The sequence below is a fragment of the Enterococcus sp. DIV2371 genome, from assembly GCF_050498525.1.
Classification (GTDB): Bacteria; Bacillota; Bacilli; order Lactobacillales; family Enterococcaceae; genus Enterococcus_B; species Enterococcus_B mangumiae.
Window position 1 is genome coordinate 248,133 of record NZ_JBIPAJ010000001.1, and the last position, 20,161, is coordinate 268,293.

Annotated in this window: 20 protein-coding genes and 1 other annotated feature; of the genes, 13 read left to right on the forward strand and 7 right to left on the reverse strand. The window is 39.9% G+C overall.

From position 1 onward, the window contains the following. The first annotated feature begins 1 nt into the window (after nucleotide 1). From IGL24_RS01190 to IGL24_RS01230, 9 genes are all read left to right on the forward strand, one after another. On the forward strand, nucleotides 2-481 hold the full coding sequence (locus tag IGL24_RS01190) for a TRAP transporter small permease (protein WP_207699254.1): 480 nt from the start codon (nucleotides 2-4) through the stop codon (nucleotides 479-481). 10 nt (nucleotides 482-491) lie between these two features. Next, complete coding sequence (locus IGL24_RS01195) at nucleotides 492-1,787, forward strand: TRAP transporter large permease (RefSeq protein WP_429968374.1); 1,296 nt, start codon at nucleotides 492-494, stop codon at nucleotides 1,785-1,787. A 13-nt stretch (nucleotides 1,788-1,800) separates the two neighbouring features. Then, entirely contained in the window at nucleotides 1,801-2,640 is an 840-nt protein-coding gene (locus tag IGL24_RS01200) for a sugar phosphate isomerase/epimerase family protein (RefSeq protein ID WP_207699252.1), read from the forward strand. A 57-nt stretch (nucleotides 2,641-2,697) separates the two neighbouring features. Further along, nucleotides 2,698-3,609 (forward strand): AraC family transcriptional regulator, encoded by a 912-nt coding sequence (locus tag IGL24_RS01205; protein ID WP_429968375.1) that lies wholly within the window; start codon nucleotides 2,698-2,700, stop codon nucleotides 3,607-3,609. Between the two features lie 51 nt (nucleotides 3,610-3,660). Beyond that, nucleotides 3,661-4,422 (forward strand): IclR family transcriptional regulator, encoded by a 762-nt coding sequence (locus tag IGL24_RS01210; protein ID WP_206854322.1) that lies wholly within the window; start codon nucleotides 3,661-3,663, stop codon nucleotides 4,420-4,422. Between the two features lie 93 nt (nucleotides 4,423-4,515). Beyond that, nucleotides 4,516-5,160, forward strand: a complete 645-nt coding sequence (locus IGL24_RS01215) for a bifunctional 4-hydroxy-2-oxoglutarate aldolase/2-dehydro-3-deoxy-phosphogluconate aldolase (RefSeq protein WP_207699251.1) — start codon at nucleotides 4,516-4,518, stop codon at nucleotides 5,158-5,160. Nucleotides 5,161-5,166: 6 nt separating this feature from the next. Further along, on the forward strand, nucleotides 5,167-6,174 hold the full coding sequence (locus IGL24_RS01220) for a sugar kinase (RefSeq protein WP_207699250.1): 1,008 nt from the start codon (nucleotides 5,167-5,169) through the stop codon (nucleotides 6,172-6,174). 16 nt (nucleotides 6,175-6,190) lie between these two features. Then, on the forward strand, nucleotides 6,191-7,033 hold the full coding sequence (gene kduI / locus IGL24_RS01225) for a 5-dehydro-4-deoxy-D-glucuronate isomerase (RefSeq protein ID WP_207699249.1): 843 nt from the start codon (nucleotides 6,191-6,193) through the stop codon (nucleotides 7,031-7,033). Between the two features lie 15 nt (nucleotides 7,034-7,048). Next, nucleotides 7,049-7,852, forward strand: coding sequence for a gluconate 5-dehydrogenase (locus IGL24_RS01230; RefSeq protein WP_206854311.1), 804 nt, complete (start codon nucleotides 7,049-7,051; stop codon nucleotides 7,850-7,852). 41 nt (nucleotides 7,853-7,893) lie between these two features. On the opposite strand, the gene fni is transcribed toward IGL24_RS01230, so the two are convergent. The 4 genes from fni to mvk are packed head-to-tail and all read right to left on the reverse strand — an operon-like array spanning nucleotide 7,894 to nucleotide 11,949. Continuing rightward, complete coding sequence (fni, locus tag IGL24_RS01235) at nucleotides 7,894-8,937, reverse strand: type 2 isopentenyl-diphosphate Delta-isomerase (protein ID WP_207699248.1); 1,044 nt, start codon at nucleotides 8,935-8,937, stop codon at nucleotides 7,894-7,896. Then, entirely contained in the window at nucleotides 8,934-10,019 is a 1,086-nt protein-coding gene (locus IGL24_RS01240; protein WP_207699247.1) for a phosphomevalonate kinase, read from the reverse strand. The genes fni and IGL24_RS01240 overlap by 4 nt, the downstream gene beginning before the upstream one ends. Nucleotides 10,020-10,031: 12 nt before the next feature. After that, on the reverse strand, nucleotides 10,032-11,009 hold the full coding sequence (mvaD, locus tag IGL24_RS01245) for a diphosphomevalonate decarboxylase (protein WP_207699246.1): 978 nt from the start codon (nucleotides 11,007-11,009) through the stop codon (nucleotides 10,032-10,034). After that, entirely contained in the window at nucleotides 11,002-11,949 is a 948-nt protein-coding gene (gene mvk / locus IGL24_RS01250; protein WP_207699245.1) for a mevalonate kinase, read from the reverse strand. Before mvk ends, mvaD begins: the two co-directional genes overlap by 8 nt. Before the next feature lie 301 nt (nucleotides 11,950-12,250). Here mvk and IGL24_RS01255 point away from each other — a divergent pair, with 301 nt between their 5' ends. Further along, nucleotides 12,251-12,901 carry a deoxynucleoside kinase gene (locus IGL24_RS01255; RefSeq protein WP_207699244.1) on the forward strand — a complete coding sequence of 217 codons (651 nt, stop codon included), beginning with the start codon at nucleotides 12,251-12,253 and terminating at the stop codon, nucleotides 12,899-12,901. A 126-nt stretch (nucleotides 12,902-13,027) separates the two neighbouring features. Here IGL24_RS01255 and IGL24_RS01260 read toward each other — a convergent pair whose 3' ends face one another. After that, nucleotides 13,028-14,419: a lytic polysaccharide monooxygenase gene (locus IGL24_RS01260; protein ID WP_207699243.1), complete on the reverse strand. Its 1,392-nt coding sequence runs from the start codon at nucleotides 14,417-14,419 to the stop codon at nucleotides 13,028-13,030. Between the two features lie 658 nt (nucleotides 14,420-15,077). Continuing rightward, nucleotides 15,078-16,448, reverse strand: coding sequence for a lytic polysaccharide monooxygenase (locus IGL24_RS01265; protein ID WP_207699242.1), 1,371 nt, complete (start codon nucleotides 16,446-16,448; stop codon nucleotides 15,078-15,080). 479 nt (nucleotides 16,449-16,927) lie between these two features. Next, nucleotides 16,928-17,058: a sequence feature (ribosomal protein L20 leader region), on the forward strand. Between the two features lie 43 nt (nucleotides 17,059-17,101). Between IGL24_RS01265 and infC the strand changes: the two genes are divergently transcribed. From infC to rplT, 3 genes are all read left to right on the forward strand, one after another. Next, on the forward strand, nucleotides 17,102-17,626 hold the full coding sequence (gene infC / locus IGL24_RS01270; RefSeq protein ID WP_010736567.1) for a translation initiation factor IF-3: 525 nt from the start codon (nucleotides 17,102-17,104) through the stop codon (nucleotides 17,624-17,626). Nucleotides 17,627-17,697: 71 nt separating this feature from the next. Continuing rightward, complete coding sequence (rpmI, locus tag IGL24_RS01275; protein ID WP_010736566.1) at nucleotides 17,698-17,898, forward strand: 50S ribosomal protein L35; 201 nt, start codon at nucleotides 17,698-17,700, stop codon at nucleotides 17,896-17,898. Nucleotides 17,899-17,951: 53 nt separating this feature from the next. Beyond that, complete coding sequence (gene rplT, locus IGL24_RS01280; RefSeq protein ID WP_019723984.1) at nucleotides 17,952-18,311, forward strand: 50S ribosomal protein L20; 360 nt, start codon at nucleotides 17,952-17,954, stop codon at nucleotides 18,309-18,311. Between the two features lie 57 nt (nucleotides 18,312-18,368). Here the strand turns inward: rplT and IGL24_RS01285 are convergent, their stop codons facing one another. Then, nucleotides 18,369-19,805 carry an IS1182 family transposase gene (locus tag IGL24_RS01285; protein ID WP_429966271.1) on the reverse strand — a complete coding sequence of 479 codons (1,437 nt, stop codon included), beginning with the start codon at nucleotides 19,803-19,805 and terminating at the stop codon, nucleotides 18,369-18,371. Nucleotides 19,806-20,161 lie beyond the last annotated feature (356 nt).

Consider the following 20,161-nt stretch of genomic DNA (forward strand, 5'->3'; position numbering starts at 1 on the left):
GATGAAAGCAGTAATGAGTCGACTGTTGGAACTAGTAGGAGCGTGTCTGCTGATCGGCATGATCGTGATTGTTTTGTGGCAAGTTTTTTCACGAACGATTTTAGGAAATCCCAACACAGTAACGGAAGAGTTAGTGCGTTTTGGACTAGTTTGGTTTGCCATGCTTTCTTCTGCCTATGTTGTCGGTCAAAAAGGTCACTTAGCGGTCACTTTGCTGAGTGAGAAACTAACTGGTAAAAAAGCCAATGTATTGGAAATCGTCGTTCAGTGTCTATTTTTGGCTTTTGCCGTAACGATCATGGTTTATGGTGGTTGGAATGCCGTCACGTTGACAATGGGACAAATTTCGCCGTCATTAGGTATTCCGATGGGCTATGTCTATTTATCGGTCCCAGTCTCAGGTGTGTTGATTATCATTTATAGTTTGATCAATTTGATTGAGGCAATGAATGGGAAATCTGTCGTTCAGGAAAAAGGATAGGGGGAATTTGATGGCTTTAGAAGCAGGTGCAATTTTATTTTTTGTTTTTGTCTTTTTGTTGATCGTTGGCATGCCGATTGCAATCAGTATTGCTTTTTCATCGATGGTCACATTGTTATTAGTGATACCTTTTGACGTATCAGCGTTTAGTTCTGCACAAAAAATGGTCGGTAGTATCAATAGTTTCTCGCTGATTGCCATTCCATTTTTTGTTTTTTCGGGAATCATAATGAATCATGGTGGGATCGCCAAGAAATTAGTTGATTTTGCCATGTTGTTCGTTGGACGAATCCCAGGCTCTTTAGCGCATACGAATGTTTTAGGAAATGCGTTGTTCGGTTCGATCTCCAGTTCAGCGATTGCTGCGTCGACAGCGATTGGTGGGGTGTTGATCCCACAACAAGTAGAAGAAGGCTATGACCGCAAATTTGCGACAGCCGTTAACATTGCTTCAGCACCTACAGGGATGGTGATTCCGCCAAGTACTGCGTTCATCATGTACTCTCTAGTCGCCGGAGGAGCATCAATTTCCGCTTTATTCATGGGCGGTTACCTCGTCGGGGCACTGTGGTCGTTAGGGATCATGTTGGTTGCATTTGTGGTGGCGAAGAAAAATAAGTATCCGACAGTCCAAAAAGGGCAAGGGAAGCAAGTTGGCAAAGTGTTAAAAGAAGCGATCCCAAGCTTGGCGTTGATCGTGATCATCATCGGTGGTATTTTGATTGGGATCTTTACGGCCATCGAAGCATCAGCGATTGCCGTATTGTACTCCTTATTGATTTCCTTGTTCTACTATAAGACAGTGAAAGTAAAAGATATACCTAAGATGTTGGTCCAATCTGTCTCGATGTCTGGAACGATCATGTTTTTATTAGCAACGTCTTCCATGATGTCTTTTGCGATGGCATTTACAGGGATACCTCAAGCAATCAGTAGTTTGATCATTGGGGTCACTGATAATCGATTCATTATTTTATTACTGATAAATATCATTTTATTACTTGTTGGGATGTTTATGGATGTCGCTCCAGCTATTTTGATCTTTACGCCGATTTTCTTACCGATTGCGACAAGTGTTGGCGTCGATCCGGTACATTATGGACTATTTTCAATCATGAATCTGTGTGTTGGCTCGATCACTCCGCCAGTTGGGACAGGTCTTTATGTAGGTGCAAGTGTCGGTGGTGTGAAAGCAGAAAAAATGTTGAAACCATTGTTACCATTTTATGGTGTCATCTTAGCTGTTTTATTTTTGATTACGTATTTCCCGCAAATCGTGATGTGGTTGCCGGATCTTTTAGGATAAAGGGGGAGAAAGGATGAAATTAAACCTAGTTGCTAGAGGTCATGATTTGACCACTGTACAAAGCGTGGATGATCTAGCAAAAAAAGCGAGCGAACAAGAAATTTCTACGCTACAATTAGCATTAAGTAGATCTTTTCCTGATCTCGCGACAGATAGTCACGCGATCAATCCCGGTATGGGGCATTATATAAAACAGGCCTTAGCAAAAGAAGACGTGAGTGTCGGTATTTTGAGCTGTTATATCAACATGATCCATCCTGACTTATCTGTTCGAGAAACCGTACTGCGACAATTTGAACGATACCTCCAATATGCTGCTAGTTTTGGAGCAACAATGGTCGCAACTGAGACGGGGAGTGTAAGTGAAGCTGGTTATACAGAGAAGAATTTTTCGGATGAGGCCTTTTCACAAATCGTTGAAGCGATTCGCCAATTAGTGCGAGCTGGAGAAAAACATCGAATGATGGTCGGGATCGAACCAGGCTTGAATCATCCGCTGTATTCGCTTGATCGTGTAGCAGAGTTGATTGCAGCGATCGATTCGGACTATTTAGGGATCATTTTAGATCCAACCAACTTGATCACTGCAGAAAATCATCACCAACAAGTCGGATTAGTGGAGGAAGCCTTTGAACGTTTTGGAGAAAAAATTTGCGGATTGCATCTAAAAGACTATCTCGTTTCTGACGAAGGGAAGATTGTCCCAGTTGATCTAGTTACGGGAATGATTGATTATGAAGCAATCGTAAAAATCGCACAGAAGCATCGCCCATATCTTTATATCGTGTTAGAAGAAACAAAAGATAGTGCGCTAAAACACGCGGTGTCAGTACTGGATCACGTCACTGGATAAGAAAGCGAAGGAATGCACGTTTGCTCATTGTTGAGCAATTGGAAAGGGGAGATAGGCATGGAGAAAAAACACATCAATGGAAAAGAAGTCAACACGATGATCTCTGATCAATATGAGATTTATCACGTGAAAGATATCGTTAGCCAAAATAAAACGGTCTATCATCATCATGATTTCTATGAGATCCACGCCACTTTGGAGGGAGAAGCCATTTTTTATTTAGATGGCCGCCAATTTACGATCCAAGCAGGAAATGTCTTATTGATCCACTCAAGAGATCTTCATCGGATCGTCCGACAATCAACAGACGTATTTGAGCGAGTCTACATGTTTATCACCCCTGCATTCTTGGAAAGGCGTTCCACTAAATGGTCGAATCTATCTGCCTGTTTTTGGCCAATCGGTGAAAGACGAAGCCGGATATTACATATCGAACCGCAAATATTAAAAGAAAAACTCGCCTTTGTTGATCAAACGTTGGATCGTAAAGATTATGGTGCAGATATTCGCTATGAACAAGCATTAGTCGAATATCTGATCTTTCTCAATCGGATGGTACAGTTGGAAGAGCATATTTCTGAAGAAAATTTTACTGTACCGAATGAACGCTTAGAAAAAATGATCCAATTTGTCGCGAAGAATCTCAGCGAACCGCTGACCCTCAAAGAGATAGAAAAAGAGTTTTTTATCAGTAAATATCATGTGACCAGAGAATTCAAAAAATATACAGGCTTTACCTTCCATCAATACGTGATGAAGAAGAAACTACTCTATTCAAAACAGCTATTAAGAGAATATGGCAGTTCAAGTTCCATTTACAGTAAATGTGGCTTCGCCTCCTATCCGCATTATCTGCGGGCGTTCAAAGCCGAATTTGGCTTGACGCCGAAAGAATTTTTGAAAAAAGATCTGGCAGGAGAGTTTGTCCATTACGCACATTATGAAGAAGAAAATAAAGAACCCTTTTAAATTTGCCTTCTTTCCGATATAATTTCCTATATAGAAATAGGAGAGTGTAATATGGAAAATAAAAAACCTTATGGAACCGTTCTAATCAAAGCTTCACATATTTTAGATTATTTAGCAGAGCATCCAGATGCTTCGTTGCAAGAAATTGCTAAAGGCAGCAATATGACCTCATCTACGACATTAAAAATCTTAGATACCTTGTCATTGATTGGCTACGTAAATAAAAATCAAGAAAAGAATTACCGTTTAGGTGCGAAACTCGTTCGATATGCAAACAAAAATATCGATCAAATCGATCTCGTAGAACGGACTTTACCATTCTTGGAAAAATTACAGCAAACAATTGATGAAACTATTCATCTAGGTATTTTAGATAATAATGAGATTCTCTACGTCAATAAATTAGACCCTAAAAATCAAACGATCCGCATGTCTTCGAAAATCGGTATTACCAGACCGTTGTATAGCTCAGCAATGGGAAAAGCTGTACTAGCACATTTTACGGACGAGCAATATCAACAGTATATTGAACAATGTCCGTTGATTCCATTTACAGAATATACCATCACCAATCCATTAAAATTAAAAAAAGAAATCCAACAAGTCGAACAGACAAAAATTGCTTTTGATGATGAAGAAGTCGAAAAAGATATTTTCTGTATCGGTACTTCTTTAGTTCATGACCAGCAAATAGTTGGGGCATTCAGTGTCAGTATGCCGAAGTATCGATTGAGTGAGGAAAGTAAGGCTCAAATCATTCAAACAATTTTAAAAACAAAGGAAGAAATCGAAAAAACTTTTGCAAATAGCTAAAAAGCGTTTGCATTTTTTTTTTCCTGCCGTATAATAAAGATGTAAATTTCTTTATTGTAAAATATGATTTCCAAATAAGAAATGGGTGGGGAAATGAAAAAAATGGATATCTTATCTCGCTTGAAGCAAGCGGGGGTTATTGCAGTCGTACGTGGAGCAACAGCTGAAGAAGCATTAAATGCGTGTCATGCTATTATCAAAGGTGGATTAACAGGTATTGAATTAACTTTTACGGTGCCTCAAGCAGATCTAGTAATCAAAGAATTGGTAACAACTTATAAAGATCAAAATGATGTAGTGATCGGTGCAGGGACAGTGTTAGATGCGATCACCGCACGTTTAGCGATATTGGCAGGTGCTGAGTATATCGTCAGTCCTTGTTTTGATCAGGAAACTGCAGAACTCTGTAATTTATACCAAGTCCCATACTTACCGGGCTGTATGACGATCGATGAAATCAAAACAGCACTAAAAAGTGGTGTAGATATCGTCAAATTATTTCCTGGAAGTGCTTTCGGACCAAGTATTATTTCTGCATTCAAAGCACCGATGCCACATGTCAATATCATGCCAACTGGTGGAGTCAGCTTAGAAAATATGAAGGATTGGTTCGATGCAGGCGTGGTCACTGTAGGTGTTGGCGGAAACTTACTTGCTCCAGCAGCTCATGGGGATTTTGAAGAAGTGACAAAAGTCGCTCAACAATATGCAACAAAAATGAAAGAAATTGTGGGGTAACCGCTCATGGGAAGAGTTGTTACACTTGGAGAAATCATGCTGCGCTTGTCAACAGAACAAGGGCAGCGGTTGCAAGACAGTGATCGTTTTTGCGCGCATTACGGTGGTGGGGAAGCGAATGTCGCGATCTCATTAGCAAATTACGGACATAGGGTTTCGTTCATGTCAAAAGTCCCAGAGCATTCACTAGGACTGGCAGTCGAAAAACACTTACGAAGCTATGGGGTAGATACTAGCCTACTGTTAAAAGGCGGTCCTCGGCTCGGCACATATTATATGGAAACAGGAATCGGTGAACGAGCAGCGTCGGTCATCTATGATCGTGCCGGTTCCAGTTTTGCGGTCATGGATCACTTGGAGTGGTCACTAGCGGACTGTTTTAAAGAAGTCGATATCTTCCATGTTTCAGGAATCACACCGGCATTATCAGAAAATTGGCGATGGCTGACCAAAGAAATCATGGAGGCAGCCAAAGAGGCAGGTTGTCAAATCAGTTTTGATATCAATTACCGAGGGAAGCTGTGGACACAGCAAGAAGCGGGTCAGGCTTTAGAGCAATTATTACCGCTCGTGGACATTTGTTCAGCTGGAGAAATGGATGCGCTCTATTTATTGGGGATTGAACAAGCACCTCGATTGACAGAAGATCCGCTCATTTATTATTACGAAAAAATGCAAGAAAAATTTCCTAACATCCAAACGTTTTATTCAACAAAACGCACGGTGCATTCAGCGAGTGCAAATGACTTGCAAGGTACCTTATGGATGAATGGTCAATATGTTGAATCACCGGTTCACCAAATCACGTCGATCGTTGATCGTGTAGGTGGTGGCGATGCGTTTGCTGGTGGTTTGCTTCATGGAATCTTAGAGGAGATGCAGCCGCAAGAAATCATTGCTTTCGCCACAGCAGCCTCTGCGCTGAAACATACCATTTATGGGGATTGCAATCAATTTAATCAATCCGAAGTTGCTGGTTTTATCGCCAGCGGTTCTGGAAAAATCATTCGATAAAGGAGAGTCTATCAATATGCAAGAAATGGAAACACGTTATACACATAGTCCAGAGGATATTCGTCATTACTCAACGGAGCAATTAAGAAATGAATTTTTAGTAGAGAAAGTCTTTGTTCCAGGCAAGATCAGCCTTACTTATACGCACAATGATCGTATGATCTTTGGCGGAGTGACACCAACGACTAAGGAGTTGGAAATCACATTAGATAAAGAATTAGGTGTTACTTATTTCTTAGAACGCCGCGAACTTGGTGTGATCAATATCGGTGGACCAGGATTTATTGAGATCGATGGCGAAAAAGAAGAAATGAAGAAACAAGATGGTTACTACATTGGCAAAGAAACAAAACATGTGGTGTTCTCTTCAGTTGATCCAGAGAAACCAGCAAAATTTTATATCAGTTCAGTGCCAGCGCATCATAAATATCCAAATGTAAAAATCAGCATCGACCAAGTGAAACCGATGGAAACAGGAGAAGGTGTGACGTTGAATGAACGTAAAATCTACCAATACATCCATCCAAACGTGTGTGAGAGCTGTCAGTTACAGATGGGTTACACCATTTTAGAGCCAGGTAGTTCATGGAACACCATGCCTTGTCATACACATGAACGACGTATGGAAGCGTATGTTTACTTTGATTATGCGAACGAAGACACACGGGTTTTCCATATGATGGGTAAACCAGATGAAACAAAACATTTAGTTGTAGATAATGAACAAGCAGTGATTTCACCGAGCTGGTCGATCCACTCAGGTGTTGGGACAAGTAATTATTCGTTTATCTGGGCAATGTGTGGCGAAAATATCACGTACACAGATATGGATATGGTATCAATGGATCAATTGAAATAAGAAAGGGAGATGAAAATGTCATTCAATATGGAAATGTTTCGCTTAGATAATAAAGTCGCTTTAGTTACCGGAGCCGTCTACGGAATCGGTTTTGAGATCGCTCGCTCATTAGCAGAAGCTGGGGCAACGATCGTATTTAACAATCTAACTCAAGAATCAGTAGATGAAGGAATTGCCAACTACAAAGAAATCGGCATTGAAGCAAAAGGTTATGTTTGTGATGTCACTGATGAGTCAGCGGTACAAGCAATGGTCCAACAAATTAAATCAGAAGTTGGGGCAATCGATATTTTGGTGAATAATGCAGGAATCATCAAACGGACACCGATGATCGAGATGGATGCGGCGGATTTCCGTCAAGTCATCGACGTGGACTTGAATGCACCATTCATCATGTCTAAAGCAGTGATCCCTGATATGATTGAAAAAGGTGGCGGAAAAATCATCAATATTTGTTCAATGATGAGTGAGCTTGGTCGTGAAACAGTCAGTGCCTATGCTGCTGCTAAAGGCGGATTGAAAATGTTGACGAAAAATATTGCTTCAGAATATGGACAATACAACATCCAATGTAATGGGATCGGACCAGGTTATATCGCGACACCACAAACTGCGCCATTAAGAGAAACACAAGAAAATGGGGAGCGTCATCCATTTGATCAATTCATCGTTGGCCGTACACCAGCCGCTCGTTGGGGCGATCCAATCGATTTAGCTGGACCATCTGTCTTCTTAGCATCGAATGCTTCAGACTTCGTGAATGGGCATGTGTTATACGTCGATGGCGGTATCTTAGCTTATATCGGAAAACAACCATAATAAACAAAAAATGGCGAGTGCTTTGTATGCACTCGTCATTTTTATTTACGTCGCCCATATTTCGACAATGGAATATCTCTTGCCTCACACCATTCTTTGACGGGGCCAGACAAAATCAAGGATTGCTTTGTTAAATCACTCGTTTTTGTGGCGCCAACCATGGTATAGAGCATCCGGAGCTCTTCTTGCCACTGTGCCATCAGAGCAATCGTTTCCTCAACACCGTATGTCATATAATGCGTTAAAATCGTTCCGGAAATTCCCACAGCATTCGCACCAAGGCACAAAGCTTTAAAGATATCATAAGCGTTTCGTATACCACCAGAAGCAATGATTTCGACATTCGTGTTTGCTTCATTTGCTTCAAGGAGAGAGGACACAGTAGACTGTCCCCAATCAGTCAGATAAGCCAATTCACGTTTTTTACGACGAGCATTCTCGATTTGCGTGAAACTCGTGCCGCTACGCCCACTGACATCGATCGTTCGGATACCTAATTCCGCTAATTCAATGATGGTTTCTCTAGTCATCCCAAAGCCCACTTCTTTGACGATCACTGGTACATCAAGAGTTTGTTGGATTTCTGAAATCAGTTCCTTCCATTGTGAAAAATCACGATCCCCTTCAGGCATGACTAACTCTTGCGGCGCATTTAAATGGATCTGTAACGCATCTGCATTGAAGAGTTGTACGGCTTCTTTGGCACGTGCAACGGAAGTGCCAGCACCGACATTCGCTAAGATTTTTCCTTCAGGATAGACATCTCGCATGATAGTATAAGAATCTGCGACAGAAGGATCCTTTAACGCGGCACTAACAGAACCGGTAGCAATCATCAACCCAGCACTTTTGGCAATCTGTGCAAGGTCATGATTGATTTTTTTTGTTTTTTCGCTACCACCTGTCATAGCATTGATGTAAAACGGGCTCGAAAGAACAAACCCTGCAACTTCTGTCGTGAGCGATACCTCTGCAACATTGCTCTGTGGGAGAGGATGATGAACGAGCCGAACGAAGTCAAATTCATTTTTCTGTTTATTATGGAATGCTTTGGCTAATGAGACATGTTCATCTTTTCGATTCATAATTTGGCCTCTTTCTGTTGATGGTAGACATGCAGTGGAAGAGGAGTGATCTCAGCTTCTTCCCACGCACTCATCAACGGTAGGATGCCTGACTTTTGATCGACGATCACGATACCGCAATCCCCGCCACCAGCACCAGAAGATTTCGCCGCACCTTCAAATTGTTCAGCTAAACAACATAGCTTATTTAATGCGGGTGTTTCGATCAAGACGCCAGTGATAGCAGATAAATCACGTAATAACTCTCTGTTTTTACGAATCATATCTTGGATCAAAGCGACATCGTTTTCTTTGAATCCTTGGATCATCGTGTTGACACAACGCGTGCTATCTTCAAGAAATTGTTGATAAGCTGCCATTTTATCTTCACGAGAGCGATGCACTTGGTCAACTAAGTCAGAAGTAGAGGCAGGGCTTCCAGTCCAACCAATCAATAAACGGAGATCTTCCGGTGTATACAATGGTTCGATGGATAAGCCAGGCCAATCCAGAGCTAATAATTCGCTGATCGTTTTGTTTGATTCTTGTTCTTTAAGCCATTGGTGGTCAAAAGTGGAAAACGCAATCCAACCCCCGTAACAGCTAGCCGCAATATCGCCACAAGAACCATTGTCTTGGACAGCAAGGTTCGCTAACGCTGCAATTTTAAAAATCTCAAGCTGAGACAAATTCAGTGCATAAAATTGGTTCAACGCTCGAACAGTCGCGACTGCCACTGCACCACTCGAACCTAGGCCGTACTTTCTGCCATTTGAGCTATCTAACTCGCTCGTTACCTTCAAATCATAGAATGAAAGAAGAATGTTCTTTTCTTGCGCATATTTTTCAGTTAAACGTATGGCCGCAAGAATATAATGAAATGGATTTTCACGGATATCCAAAACGAGTTCGCCTTTTCGTCGAGTCCAACGCACAGGCATCTCGCTGTATTGTGCGGATTGGATACTTCCGACTTTCCGAGCAGCTTCTACTGTCACTGTGACAAATTGATCAACTGCCACGATGATTGCAGGATGTCCTGTTTCGACAACTGCATATTCTCCAGCGATATAAAGTTTTCCGGGTGCAGACACTTCAACCATAAAAATCTCCCTTTATTCAATAATCGTGATTCCTTGCCCAGCATGAGCAACGATCACTTGTTGTCGGCTAAATAATTCAATGAATTTTTCTTGAACCGCCGTTTGATTTTTCTTTTCAACTAACACTTTGACATTTGGCCCCGCATCCATGGTGAAATAGCAAGGAATTCCTGACGCACGTAGTTCACGAACTGCTTGCATCGCCTTTAAACTGTCAGGTGACCAATACGTAAATGGCGGTGTAGCGGCTAACGTTGTGCCGTGCATCTTCAAGCCGTTTCGTTCCATGACCTCACCAAGTGTTTGGAACGCTTTTTCAGTGATAGCTTGCTTCAATTCCAGTAAGTCATTTTCGACTGAATCAAGCCAGCCTTGATAAAAATGCGAAGTTTCAACTGTGCGACGCATGCCGTCACGACTGGAAACATCTTTTTGCTGGTCGTTGATCAAGACAAAGACCATCGCTAGATCCTCTTCAAAACCGTTCGAAGGGAGTTGTTGCGCGTAAGAGGTTTGATCGTCGTGGCCTTTTTCCCATTCGACAAAGCCGCCAAAAATACTACGACAAGCAGAACCGGAGCCGCGACGAGCAAGTCTAGATAAGGCTTGTTGATCCAAACCGAGTCCTAAAGCTTCATTACAAGCACCAGCTAATGCAGCTAGTCCGCTTGCAGAAGAAGCTAACCCTGCGGCTGTGGGAACGAAATTGTGACTAATTACTTTTGCGTGTTTGTTTGTATTCGCTTGTTTGCGTACAAGATCAAGGAAGCGGCTGATTTTTTTCGTCGCAGCTTCTGTTTGTAACTCATCGTCTAAATAGAACAGATCGTTCGTGAATGTATCTGAAAAAATCACTTCGGTTTCTGTATAGAAAGCATCGAGAGTGAGAGATAAACTGTTGTTCATTGGAAGAATCAATTCTTCGTTTTTTTTGCCCCAATATTTGATCAAGGCGATATTTGTATAAGCCCGGGCTTTACCTTTAAGCATAGGTATGTACTCCTAATCCTTGAATCCAAGTTTCAGCTGCACCTGCTTCAATTAGTGCATGGCTGATTTCTTGAGCTTCTTTTTTTGTTTGTGCTAAGGCAATCATACATCCGCCTCGTCCACCACCAGTCAATTTTGCGCCTAAAGCGCCAGCAGTGCGAGCGGTAGTGATCAGAGTATCTAAAAAGTCATTGCTGATCGTTAAACTTTTCAGGATGAGCTGAGCATCATTCATTGCCTCAGCCAGCTTTTCTGGTGAGTTGTCGATGATTGCTTTTTTAGCTTGTTTCGTCAAGTATCCTAGTTGTTGGATTTTTTGTCCAGTTTTCTGCGTATCTTTTTCAAAAAGGTGTGCCACATCTTTCACCGCCGCACGGGTTTGTCCTTTGATTCCTGTGTCAGCGACGATCAAGAAAGCATCGATATTCAACGAGAAATAATCAAAAGGATGTCCTTTCGTGAAATAGATCGGTTCGAGTCCACTTGTTGCGGCAGCATCGATGCCACTGGGATTTCCATGAGCGATTTTTTCAGAAATTTGCACATGTCCCAATAATTGCTCTCGGGATAGCGGCAATTTATAGGCTGAATAAAAAGCTCGTGTGATCGCAGTAGCAACAGCTGCGCTGGAGCCCATCCCACGTTCTGCGGGAACGGTACTCTTAATATCCAAGTGCAACGTGTCTGCTATATGGTGCTGTGCTTTTAGACCAGCAACTAACTGTTTGATATTGTTCAACGCATGAGGTGCGTCGATTAAATTTCCTGTATAGTAGGAAGAAATAAGTTGATCTTTATTGTTTGATGGGAGTGTTTCAAGTGTAGCGGTTACTTTTGTTGCATAAAACGGAAAGGCAATCGCAGGCTCGCCATAAACGACCGCATGCTCTCCCATTAAAATCAATTTCCCACTTGATTCCCCTTGGCCACAAATTGCCATAATACAACTCCTTCTTTTCCTGTAAAAGTAGCTTTTGAACAAAAAATAAAGCACCTATTACCAAGTGCGCAAGATTTGTTCAAAAAACAGTCCTTCTTTATTTTACTAAAACCAGTCCAGAAGTAAAATAAAGAATACGATTTCTCGATAAAAAACGTCATTTTCTTAATAAAATTTTGATTTTTTTTAGGTAATAAAATTCACCGAATCTATTTGACACCACAAGATATTGGGGTTATATTTAAAAACGTGAGAAAAAAGCACTGTATTTAGTGGGTGAGAGAGTTGGAGGACAATTAGTGTGATTGTTTTAGCAGGAACGATAGGAGCAGGGAAATCAAGCTTAACCAAAATGATTGCTGACCATTTTAAGAGTCAGGCATTTTATGAATCGATCGATGACAACGAGGTATTGCCTTTGTTTTATGCAAACCCGGAACAATATGCGTTTTTATTGCAAATTTATTTTTTGAATAAGCGATTTGCAAGTATCAAGCAAGCGATGCAAGACGATAATAATGTGTTAGACCGTTCGATCTACGAGGATTCATTATTATTTCATTTAAATGCGGATCTAGGACGAGCAACAAAAACAGAAGTCCAAGTGTATGATGAATTACTGGCGAATATGATGGAAGAACTTCCATACGCTGCATCAAAAAAACATCCGGATCTATTAGTTCATATTCGCGTATCTTTTTCGACGATGTTGGAACGGATCGAAAAAAGAGGGCGCGCGTATGAGCAACTTTCTTTTGACCCGAATCTATATGAATATTATCAAGAATTGAATCGACGTTATGATCAATGGTATGACGCGTACAATGAAAGTCCCAAGATCCAAATCGATGGAGACTGCTTGAATTTTGTAGAAGACGCTACAGCGAAAGCGCAAGTGTTGCAAATGATTGAAAAAAAGCTAGTCGAAACGCGTAGAGGACTAATCGTATAAAGCGTTCTAGCTCCAATTGAACTTTGTTTTATCTAAGTAATGAATGCAAAAAAAGACAACCACAAATGAGTGATTGTCTTTTTTACTTTAATCGTCGTTTAGTCGATCAAGGGTTAGTGAGTTGAATTATTTAGGGAAGAATAGTGAGTGAGCAATTCCTGGTGCCCAGTTTGTATCACCATAGTTCAAGTGAGACTGCCAAGTGATGTAAGTCACACCGTTGTGGACAACTTCTTCACCTGCTGTATAAGAAACTGGTGAGAAGAAGCTTCCTACTGTCCATTGACGTCCAGTAACGACTTCGCCGCCACCGTTGCCATTGTCACCACCATTGTCGCCGCCATTTTCATCGCGATCAGTTGTGATTGTTAATGTGTTACTTGCTTCTGAAACATCGCCTTCATTGCTGATTGCGCGAATAACAAATGAGTATTGTGTTTCAGGAGTTAAACCTTCTACTTCAAAAACAGTTTCAGCAGTTGAACCAATCAACTCGCCATTACGGAAGATATCATATTGTTTGATTCCTTTCGAGTGAGTTGAAGCTCCCCACATCAATGAAACGCTTGAGCTTGTTTGGCCCATTGAATGTAAGTTTCTAGGTGCAGTTGGTTTTTCTTCTGCAGTTTCAGATAAAGTTGTTACAGATAGAGCTGTTCTTTCAGAAACTAATCCTGTTTGGCCTACTGCTTCGATTTCATATGTGTATGTAGTTTCCGCAGTTAAGTTTTGATCGCTGAAATCTGGTGAAGCTGTATTGCCTAATAATTGACCGTCACGGTAAACGTTGAATGATGAAGCATTTGCTTGTCCATCCCAAGTCAATTGAGCAGTTGAAGAAGTCACGTCAGTTGCGCGAACGTTACGTGGTGCAGTTGGGGCTACTGGAATTGCTGAGTCACCTTTCAAGTTCACGTCGATTACTTGGTAGAATGCCATTGCTGTATCGTGTACATCCCAAACTGCTAAAACAACATGGTAACCAAGACGGTCGCTAGGGATATTCACTGAGTGTGATGGGTTCGTTGCAGCTTGAGCTCCACCGTGGTTGATTGTCGTTAGTAACTCAAAATCGCTACGATCTAATTGATCATTTGGATTCCAATCTGCTTTTGTAATATAGTAATGCCATTTAGTTGTACTATGAGATTGTGTATAGCGCCAAGTGAAAGTATTAGGACCTGTATTCAAGTCTTGTTTTGTCCACATTGTCGCAGTCTGACGGTCTAAGTTGAAGTTGTTTCCAACCGCGCCGTTTGCAGAAGCGATGCGTCCGTCAGCAGGACCAGCAGCTGGGAAGCCTTTCAATGCTTCTAATGATTGTGGTTCGTAAATTACTGGACCGTATTGTGCTAATGCTGCATTGTGGTTAACTAGGCGGTCACGGTGTCCTTGATAAGAACGACTGATTGGTGACTGCACGTAACCGTGAGCTGAAGCGTCTTGTCCTCCGATAGATAATCCTACTCCTACTAAAACGCTAGAGCATAAAACTGTTGCTAAAATTTGTTTTTTCATGTTTCCCTCCATAGATAAAATGATATTTTAGATAACTAGTGAAGTCGATGTTTATTACTTGATCGATGTGTTTCGTTGTTATCTGTATTTAATATTATCAGAGAATAGCAACTTTTGATAATCTGTTTATACCGACCATTAGGTAAAATTGGGTCTTGACTCCAAGTTGTGGTGGTATTATTCCTAATATGAATAAATATTGATTTAAAGGCTATTTTATTGATTATTTTATTTGAAATTTGTTTTTTATTTTGCATATACAAAAACAAAAGGGGAATATGATGATGAAAATTTTTTTCTTTCAAAAAATGAACCCTTGTAATCTGTTGTTATTTTTTAATTTTTCTCATTTATTTAACATATAAAGTTTGGAGATTGGTGTGTCATCTTTTATGGACGTAGATCTTTATATATTAACTTTTCAATTGCCAAAACAGCAACTAGAAGCTATTCTACATATTATAGAAGGAATTGGATACAGAGAGGGTAGTGGAAGGCCTGTTAAAAAAAATCAGCACTCGCAAAATCCGAGCCGGACTTCGCAGGTGCTGACTGATTTTGAGGTCAAAACTTCGGTTTATGCCTCAACTTTATTGGAGTTTTGTTTCTATGGAACGTTTTCTATATTATCGTTTTAATTACGTTTATAAGGTTTTGTTTATTTAGGATAGAATAATGAATGAGCAATTCCAGGAGCCCAGTTAGTATCTCCATAGTTCAAGTGAGATTGCCAAGTGATATAAGTCACACCATTATGGATCACTTCTTCACCAGCTGTATATGAAACAGGTGAAAATAGGCTTCCTACTGTCCATTGACGTCCAGGATTCACTTCACCGCCACCGTCTCCACCGTTGTCATCGCGATCAGTCGTGATTGACAATACGTTACTTGCTTCAGATAATTCATCCGTGTTGCTGACTGCGCGAACTGTGAATGAGTAAGCAGTGTTTGCAGCTAATCCAGTCACGTCGAATACAGTATCGCTTGTTGAGCCGATCAATTGATTGTTACGGTAGATATTGTATTGTTTGATTCCTTTCGAGTGAGTTGAAGCACCCCACATCAATGAAACACTTGAGCTTGTTTGACCCATAGAGTGTAAATGAGTTGGTGTCGTTGGTTTTTCTTGTGTATTTTCTGTTGCTGTTTTCACTGTCAATGCTGTTTTAGCAGAGACTAAGCCAGTTTGACCAACTGCTTCGATCTCATAGTTGTAAGAAGTATCAGCAGTTAAGTTAGCATCACTGAAATCTGGAGATGTTGTATTTCCGATCAATGCGCCATCGCGGTAAACGTTGTAAGACGCAGTATTTGCTTGACTGTTCCAAGCTAATTGTACAGTTGAAGAAGTTACGTTCGTTGCACGAACATTTTGTGGTGCAGTTGGTGCGACAGGAATTGCTGAGTCACCTTTCAAGTTGACATCGACTACTTGGTAGAAGGCAGCACCTGTATCATGGATATCCCAAACAGCTAAAACAACATGATAACCAAGACGGTCATTAGGGATATTCACTGAGTGTGAAGGGTTTGTTGAAGCTTGCGCCCCACCATGATCGATCGTTGCTAATAATTCCAAATCGCTACGTTTTAATGGCGCATTTGGGTTCCAACCTACTTTAGTAATATAGTAATGCCATTTAGTTGTACGATGAGATTGTGTATAACGCCATCTGAAGGTATTCACACCTGTATCTAAGTTTTGTTTTGTCCACATTGTTTCTGTTTGGTTGTCTAGTAAAAAGCTTCCTCCAACCGCACCGTTTGCAGAAGCGATGCGTCCGTCAGCAGGACCAGCTGCTGGGAAACCTTTAGCAGTTTCTAATGATTGTGGTTCATAAATCACAGGACCATATTTTGCTACTGCTGCAGCTAAATTAACGTTACGATCCAAGTGTCCTTGATACGCACGACTGATTGGCGATTGTACGTAACCATGTGCAGAAGCATCTTGCTCCCCAATCGCTAAACTTGCTCCGAATAAAATACCCGAGCATAAAACTGTACCCAAAATTTGTTTTTTCATTTTTCCCTCCATAAGTAAAAATAGTTTTTAGATAACGAAAGAAAGAATTGGAATATTCGTCCGTTACTCTTTGTTTTGTTATCTTAAAATAAGATTATCAGAAAAAATAAGGAGATACGAACCAGTTTATACCGATGTGTAGGTAATAAAAATCACACAGATATAAATGATATAGTTTGTTATTGTGTTGGTTTTTAAGGTTTTAGTACCTTTTTTGAAAACGCGAAAAAATAGTTGTATAAATAGATACTTCTTTTTTCTTTGAATTAAAATACTCATTATTTAGTTATTTAAAATTGATAGTATGGCAGTTATATAAAATGAAAGCTATTAAGTAGACAAAGGTGGCATGACTGATAAAATGATCAGTGAATTCGAATCCATAGTGGAGCTTCTTTAATAAGATTGGGAGACGTACTATAAAGTAAGAAAAAAGGTTTGACAAATAGAATTGAATTTGATAAGATAATTGAGTTGAGAAATAAAAGCAGAAGCACCCGCTTCTCGCCTTAGTTGATACAGTCACTGGGCTAGATAGTTTTCATCTATGATGTAATGTAGATGGAGTACGTGCGGGTTCTATCAAAAGAACTCGTTTTTTTATTGCCGTTTATTCGGTAAGCTTTTCTTTCTCTCATAATATTTGGAGGTGAATGACCATAGCAAAGGATATGATGGTTAACGACGGCATTCGTGCACGTGAATTACGATTGATCGGTTCAGATGGTGAGCAATTAGGAGTTAAGTCAAAAGCAGAAGCATTGCAAATTGCAGAACAATCAAACTTGGATCTTGTGTTAGTTGCTCCAGGTGCAAAACCACCAGTAGCGCGAATCATGGACTACGGAAAATACCGTTTCGAGCAACAAAAGAAAGACCGCGAAGCGCGTAAAAAACAAAAAGTGATCAATGTAAAAGAAGTTCGTTTAAGTCCAACAATTGATTTGAATGACTTCAATACAAAACTTCGTAATGCACGTAAGTTCTTAGAGAAAGGCGATAAAGTGAAAGCTTCTATCCGTTTCAAAGGCCGTGCCATTACCCACAAAGAAATTGGTCAAAAAGTCTTAGATCGCTTAGCTGAAGAAACTGCTGATATTGCAACAGTGGAACAAAAAGCGAAAATGGACGGACGCAGCATGTTCTTGACGCTGGCACCGAAAAACGACAGTAAGTAATTTGAATGACTAACTGATTGTTGGACAGTCAATAGTCGGATAACGAAAGATTTTGAGGAGGAAATATAGTCATGCCAAAACAAAAAACACACCGCGGATCAGCAAAACGTTTCAAACGTACTGGTAAAGGCGGATTGAAACGCTTCCGTGCGTTTACAAGTCACCGTTTCCACGGCAAAACTAAAAAACAACGCCGTCAATTACGTAAAGCGCGCATGGTTTCTAGTGGCGATTTCAAACGTATTCGTCAACAACTAGCAAAAATGAAATAAGAACGAAAAATCACTGAAATTTAAAGATCTATTTTTATTAGGAGGAATTATACATGGCACGTGTAAAAGGTGGAACAGTAACTCGTAAACGTCGCAAAAAAATGCTGAAATTAGCAAAAGGTTACTACGGTTCAAAACACACTTTATTTAAAACAGCAAAAGAACAAGTAATGAATTCATACAACTACGCATATCGCGATCGTCGTCAAAAGAAACGCGACTTCCGTAAATTGTGGATCGCTCGTATCAACGCAGCGGCTCGTATGAATGGCTTAAGCTACTCAAAATTGATGCACGGTTTGAAATTAGCTGAAATCGACATCAACCGCAAAATGTTAGCTGACTTGGCTGTCCACGATGCAGCAGCATTTACTGCATTAGCTGACCAAGCAAAAGACGCTTTAGCTAAATAAGTATTAGAATAAAAACACATCTATGTTTTCTTAGATGTGTCAGATTGTAGACAAACCTTATGTAAAAATGAGGTTTGTCTTTTTTATATGTACGATTTCAAGAATAAAAGAGAAATTTCTTTGTTTTTCTAAAGAAAAACACTCCTTTCTTGCTCTCCCTTTTTTGATTTTTATTAGTTTTTTCATATTTAGACAGGCAAAAGTAAGCCCAATTTTCATGTGCATTTTTTCTATTCCTATTTGATTCGTATAACGTAATCCATGAAATTCCTTTGCTGTACCAAAAATTCGTTCAATTGTTTCTTTTCTTTTTCTATATAGGTCTTTAAAACTTCTTTGATGACGTATTTCCTCACATCGTTCGATTGCTTTCGCCCAAATATGTCTGGTGATGACTTTTGTATGATTTTTTGAATTTGTACAAGTAGATAGAACAGGACAATTTTTACATTCTTCTGGATTACTTTTGTATTCTAAATATCCCTTTCGATTCGTTGTCGAATAAGAGAGGATCTTATCATTGGGACAGATATAACAATCATAGTATTCATCGTAGGCATAATCGTTCTTCTTGAAATAGCCTGCTTTCGTCATTGGTCGTTTATAGGGGAAAACAGGGGTCAGCTTTTCTTCGAGAAGTAATTGAGCGATTGCTGGCGTTTTATACCCAGCATCCATAATCAATTTATCTAAAGTAAAAGCTCCTTTGAGCTTTTTAAATAAAGAAATAAACGTCCGACTATCATGTAAGTTTCCTGGGTGGGTCGTATAACCTAGTATCCAGCCGTTTTTATCACATGCCACTTGTGCGCTATATGCAAAAACTTCTTTATGCTCACCTTTATGAAACCAACCACTTTCAGGATCAGTAGTACTTGTTTTTTTCATGGCCGTTTTAGTTTCTGCGTTTGTTTCTTTTAAGGGCTTTTTTAGGCGTTTTTCTCGATCTTTTTCAATTTCTTTTGTCAATTTTTCCGTATAAAAGAAGGCTTGATCCATCACTTCGACGGATTCTTTCTTGTTTCGATTCGCATGTGCTTTAATATGCGTCCCATCAATAAAAATTTCAGAGGTATCAACGATTCCTTCCGTCATACATTGTGCTAAAATCTCATAAAAGATTTGTTCAAACGTAGTGGTTCCTTTGAACCGTCTCGTATAGTTTTTACCAAATGTAGAAAAATGAGGAACTGCATCTTCTAACCCTAACCCCAAAAACCATCGATAAGCGTTGTTCACTTCAATTTCTTTGATGGTTTGTCTCATGCTTTTAATACCAAAAAAGTATTGAATCATCGGTAACTTGATCAGAAGAACGGGATCTAAGCTTGGCCGTCCTTGGGTTTCATCATATTTATCTTTTACCAAATCATAAATAAAAGAAAAATCAATAAACTGATCCATTTGTCGTAATAAATGGTCTTGGGGAACTAAGTCCTCAAGAGCAAAAAAGCCCATCTGTGCACGCTTACTCATATTTTGTTTTGAGAGCATCGGGTTACACCTCCAATTCATAGTTTTATTTTAACGTATAAAAAAAGACAAAGCACTATAAATAAGTACTTTGTCTACAATCTGACACATCTATGTTTTCTTAGATGTGTTTTTTTTATCTATCAATAAATTCTTTGTTATATAGAAAAAGATTGAAATAACTAGATAAAGAAGGTGTGTGATATTTTTTTGAAAAAGAGTTTTGACAAACAGCCATGTATATCCTAGCGAACAAACCTAGAGATGATGGTATCTAAACGTAGTGTTTTTTAGCAAAACATTTCAAGGTTCCATAATGAATCTTCTTTAATCAGATGGCTTTAGTCTATTGTCGAAATTTAATGAAAGCGATTTCT

Bases quoted from the DNA above. Each gene is read 5' to 3' on its own strand.
- infC (WP_010736567.1), top strand. From the start codon at position 17,102: ATGACCATAGCAAAGGATATGATGGTTAACGACGGCATTCGTGCACGT.
- IGL24_RS01195 (WP_429968374.1), top strand. From the start codon at position 492: ATGGCTTTAGAAGCAGGTGCAATTTTATTTTTTGTTTTTGTCTTTTTG.
- IGL24_RS01210 (WP_206854322.1), top strand. From the start codon at position 3,661: ATGGAAAATAAAAAACCTTATGGAACCGTTCTAATCAAAGCTTCACAT.
- rplT (WP_019723984.1), top strand. From the start codon at position 17,952: ATGGCACGTGTAAAAGGTGGAACAGTAACTCGTAAACGTCGCAAAAAA.
- IGL24_RS01215 (WP_207699251.1), top strand. From the start codon at position 4,516: ATGAAAAAAATGGATATCTTATCTCGCTTGAAGCAAGCGGGGGTTATT.
- IGL24_RS01240 (WP_207699247.1), bottom strand. From the start codon at position 10,019: ATGGTTGAAGTGTCTGCACCCGGAAAACTTTATATCGCTGGAGAATAT.
- mvk (WP_207699245.1), bottom strand. From the start codon at position 11,949: ATGGCAATTTGTGGCCAAGGGGAATCAAGTGGGAAATTGATTTTAATG.
- IGL24_RS01285 (WP_429966271.1), bottom strand. From the start codon at position 19,805: ATGCTCTCAAAACAAAATATGAGTAAGCGTGCACAGATGGGCTTTTTT.
- IGL24_RS01265 (WP_207699242.1), bottom strand. From the start codon at position 16,448: ATGAAAAAACAAATTTTGGGTACAGTTTTATGCTCGGGTATTTTATTC.
- IGL24_RS01190 (WP_207699254.1), top strand. From the start codon at position 2: ATGAAAGCAGTAATGAGTCGACTGTTGGAACTAGTAGGAGCGTGTCTG.
- IGL24_RS01205 (WP_429968375.1), top strand. From the start codon at position 2,698: ATGGAGAAAAAACACATCAATGGAAAAGAAGTCAACACGATGATCTCT.
- IGL24_RS01230 (WP_206854311.1), top strand. From the start codon at position 7,049: ATGTCATTCAATATGGAAATGTTTCGCTTAGATAATAAAGTCGCTTTA.
- mvaD (WP_207699246.1), bottom strand. From the start codon at position 11,009: ATGCTTAAAGGTAAAGCCCGGGCTTATACAAATATCGCCTTGATCAAA.
- IGL24_RS01260 (WP_207699243.1), bottom strand. From the start codon at position 14,419: ATGAAAAAACAAATTTTAGCAACAGTTTTATGCTCTAGCGTTTTAGTA.
- fni (WP_207699248.1), bottom strand. From the start codon at position 8,937: ATGAATCGAAAAGATGAACATGTCTCATTAGCCAAAGCATTCCATAAT.
- kduI (WP_207699249.1), top strand. From the start codon at position 6,191: ATGCAAGAAATGGAAACACGTTATACACATAGTCCAGAGGATATTCGT.
- IGL24_RS01220 (WP_207699250.1), top strand. From the start codon at position 5,167: ATGGGAAGAGTTGTTACACTTGGAGAAATCATGCTGCGCTTGTCAACA.
- rpmI (WP_010736566.1), top strand. From the start codon at position 17,698: ATGCCAAAACAAAAAACACACCGCGGATCAGCAAAACGTTTCAAACGT.
- IGL24_RS01200 (WP_207699252.1), top strand. From the start codon at position 1,801: ATGAAATTAAACCTAGTTGCTAGAGGTCATGATTTGACCACTGTACAA.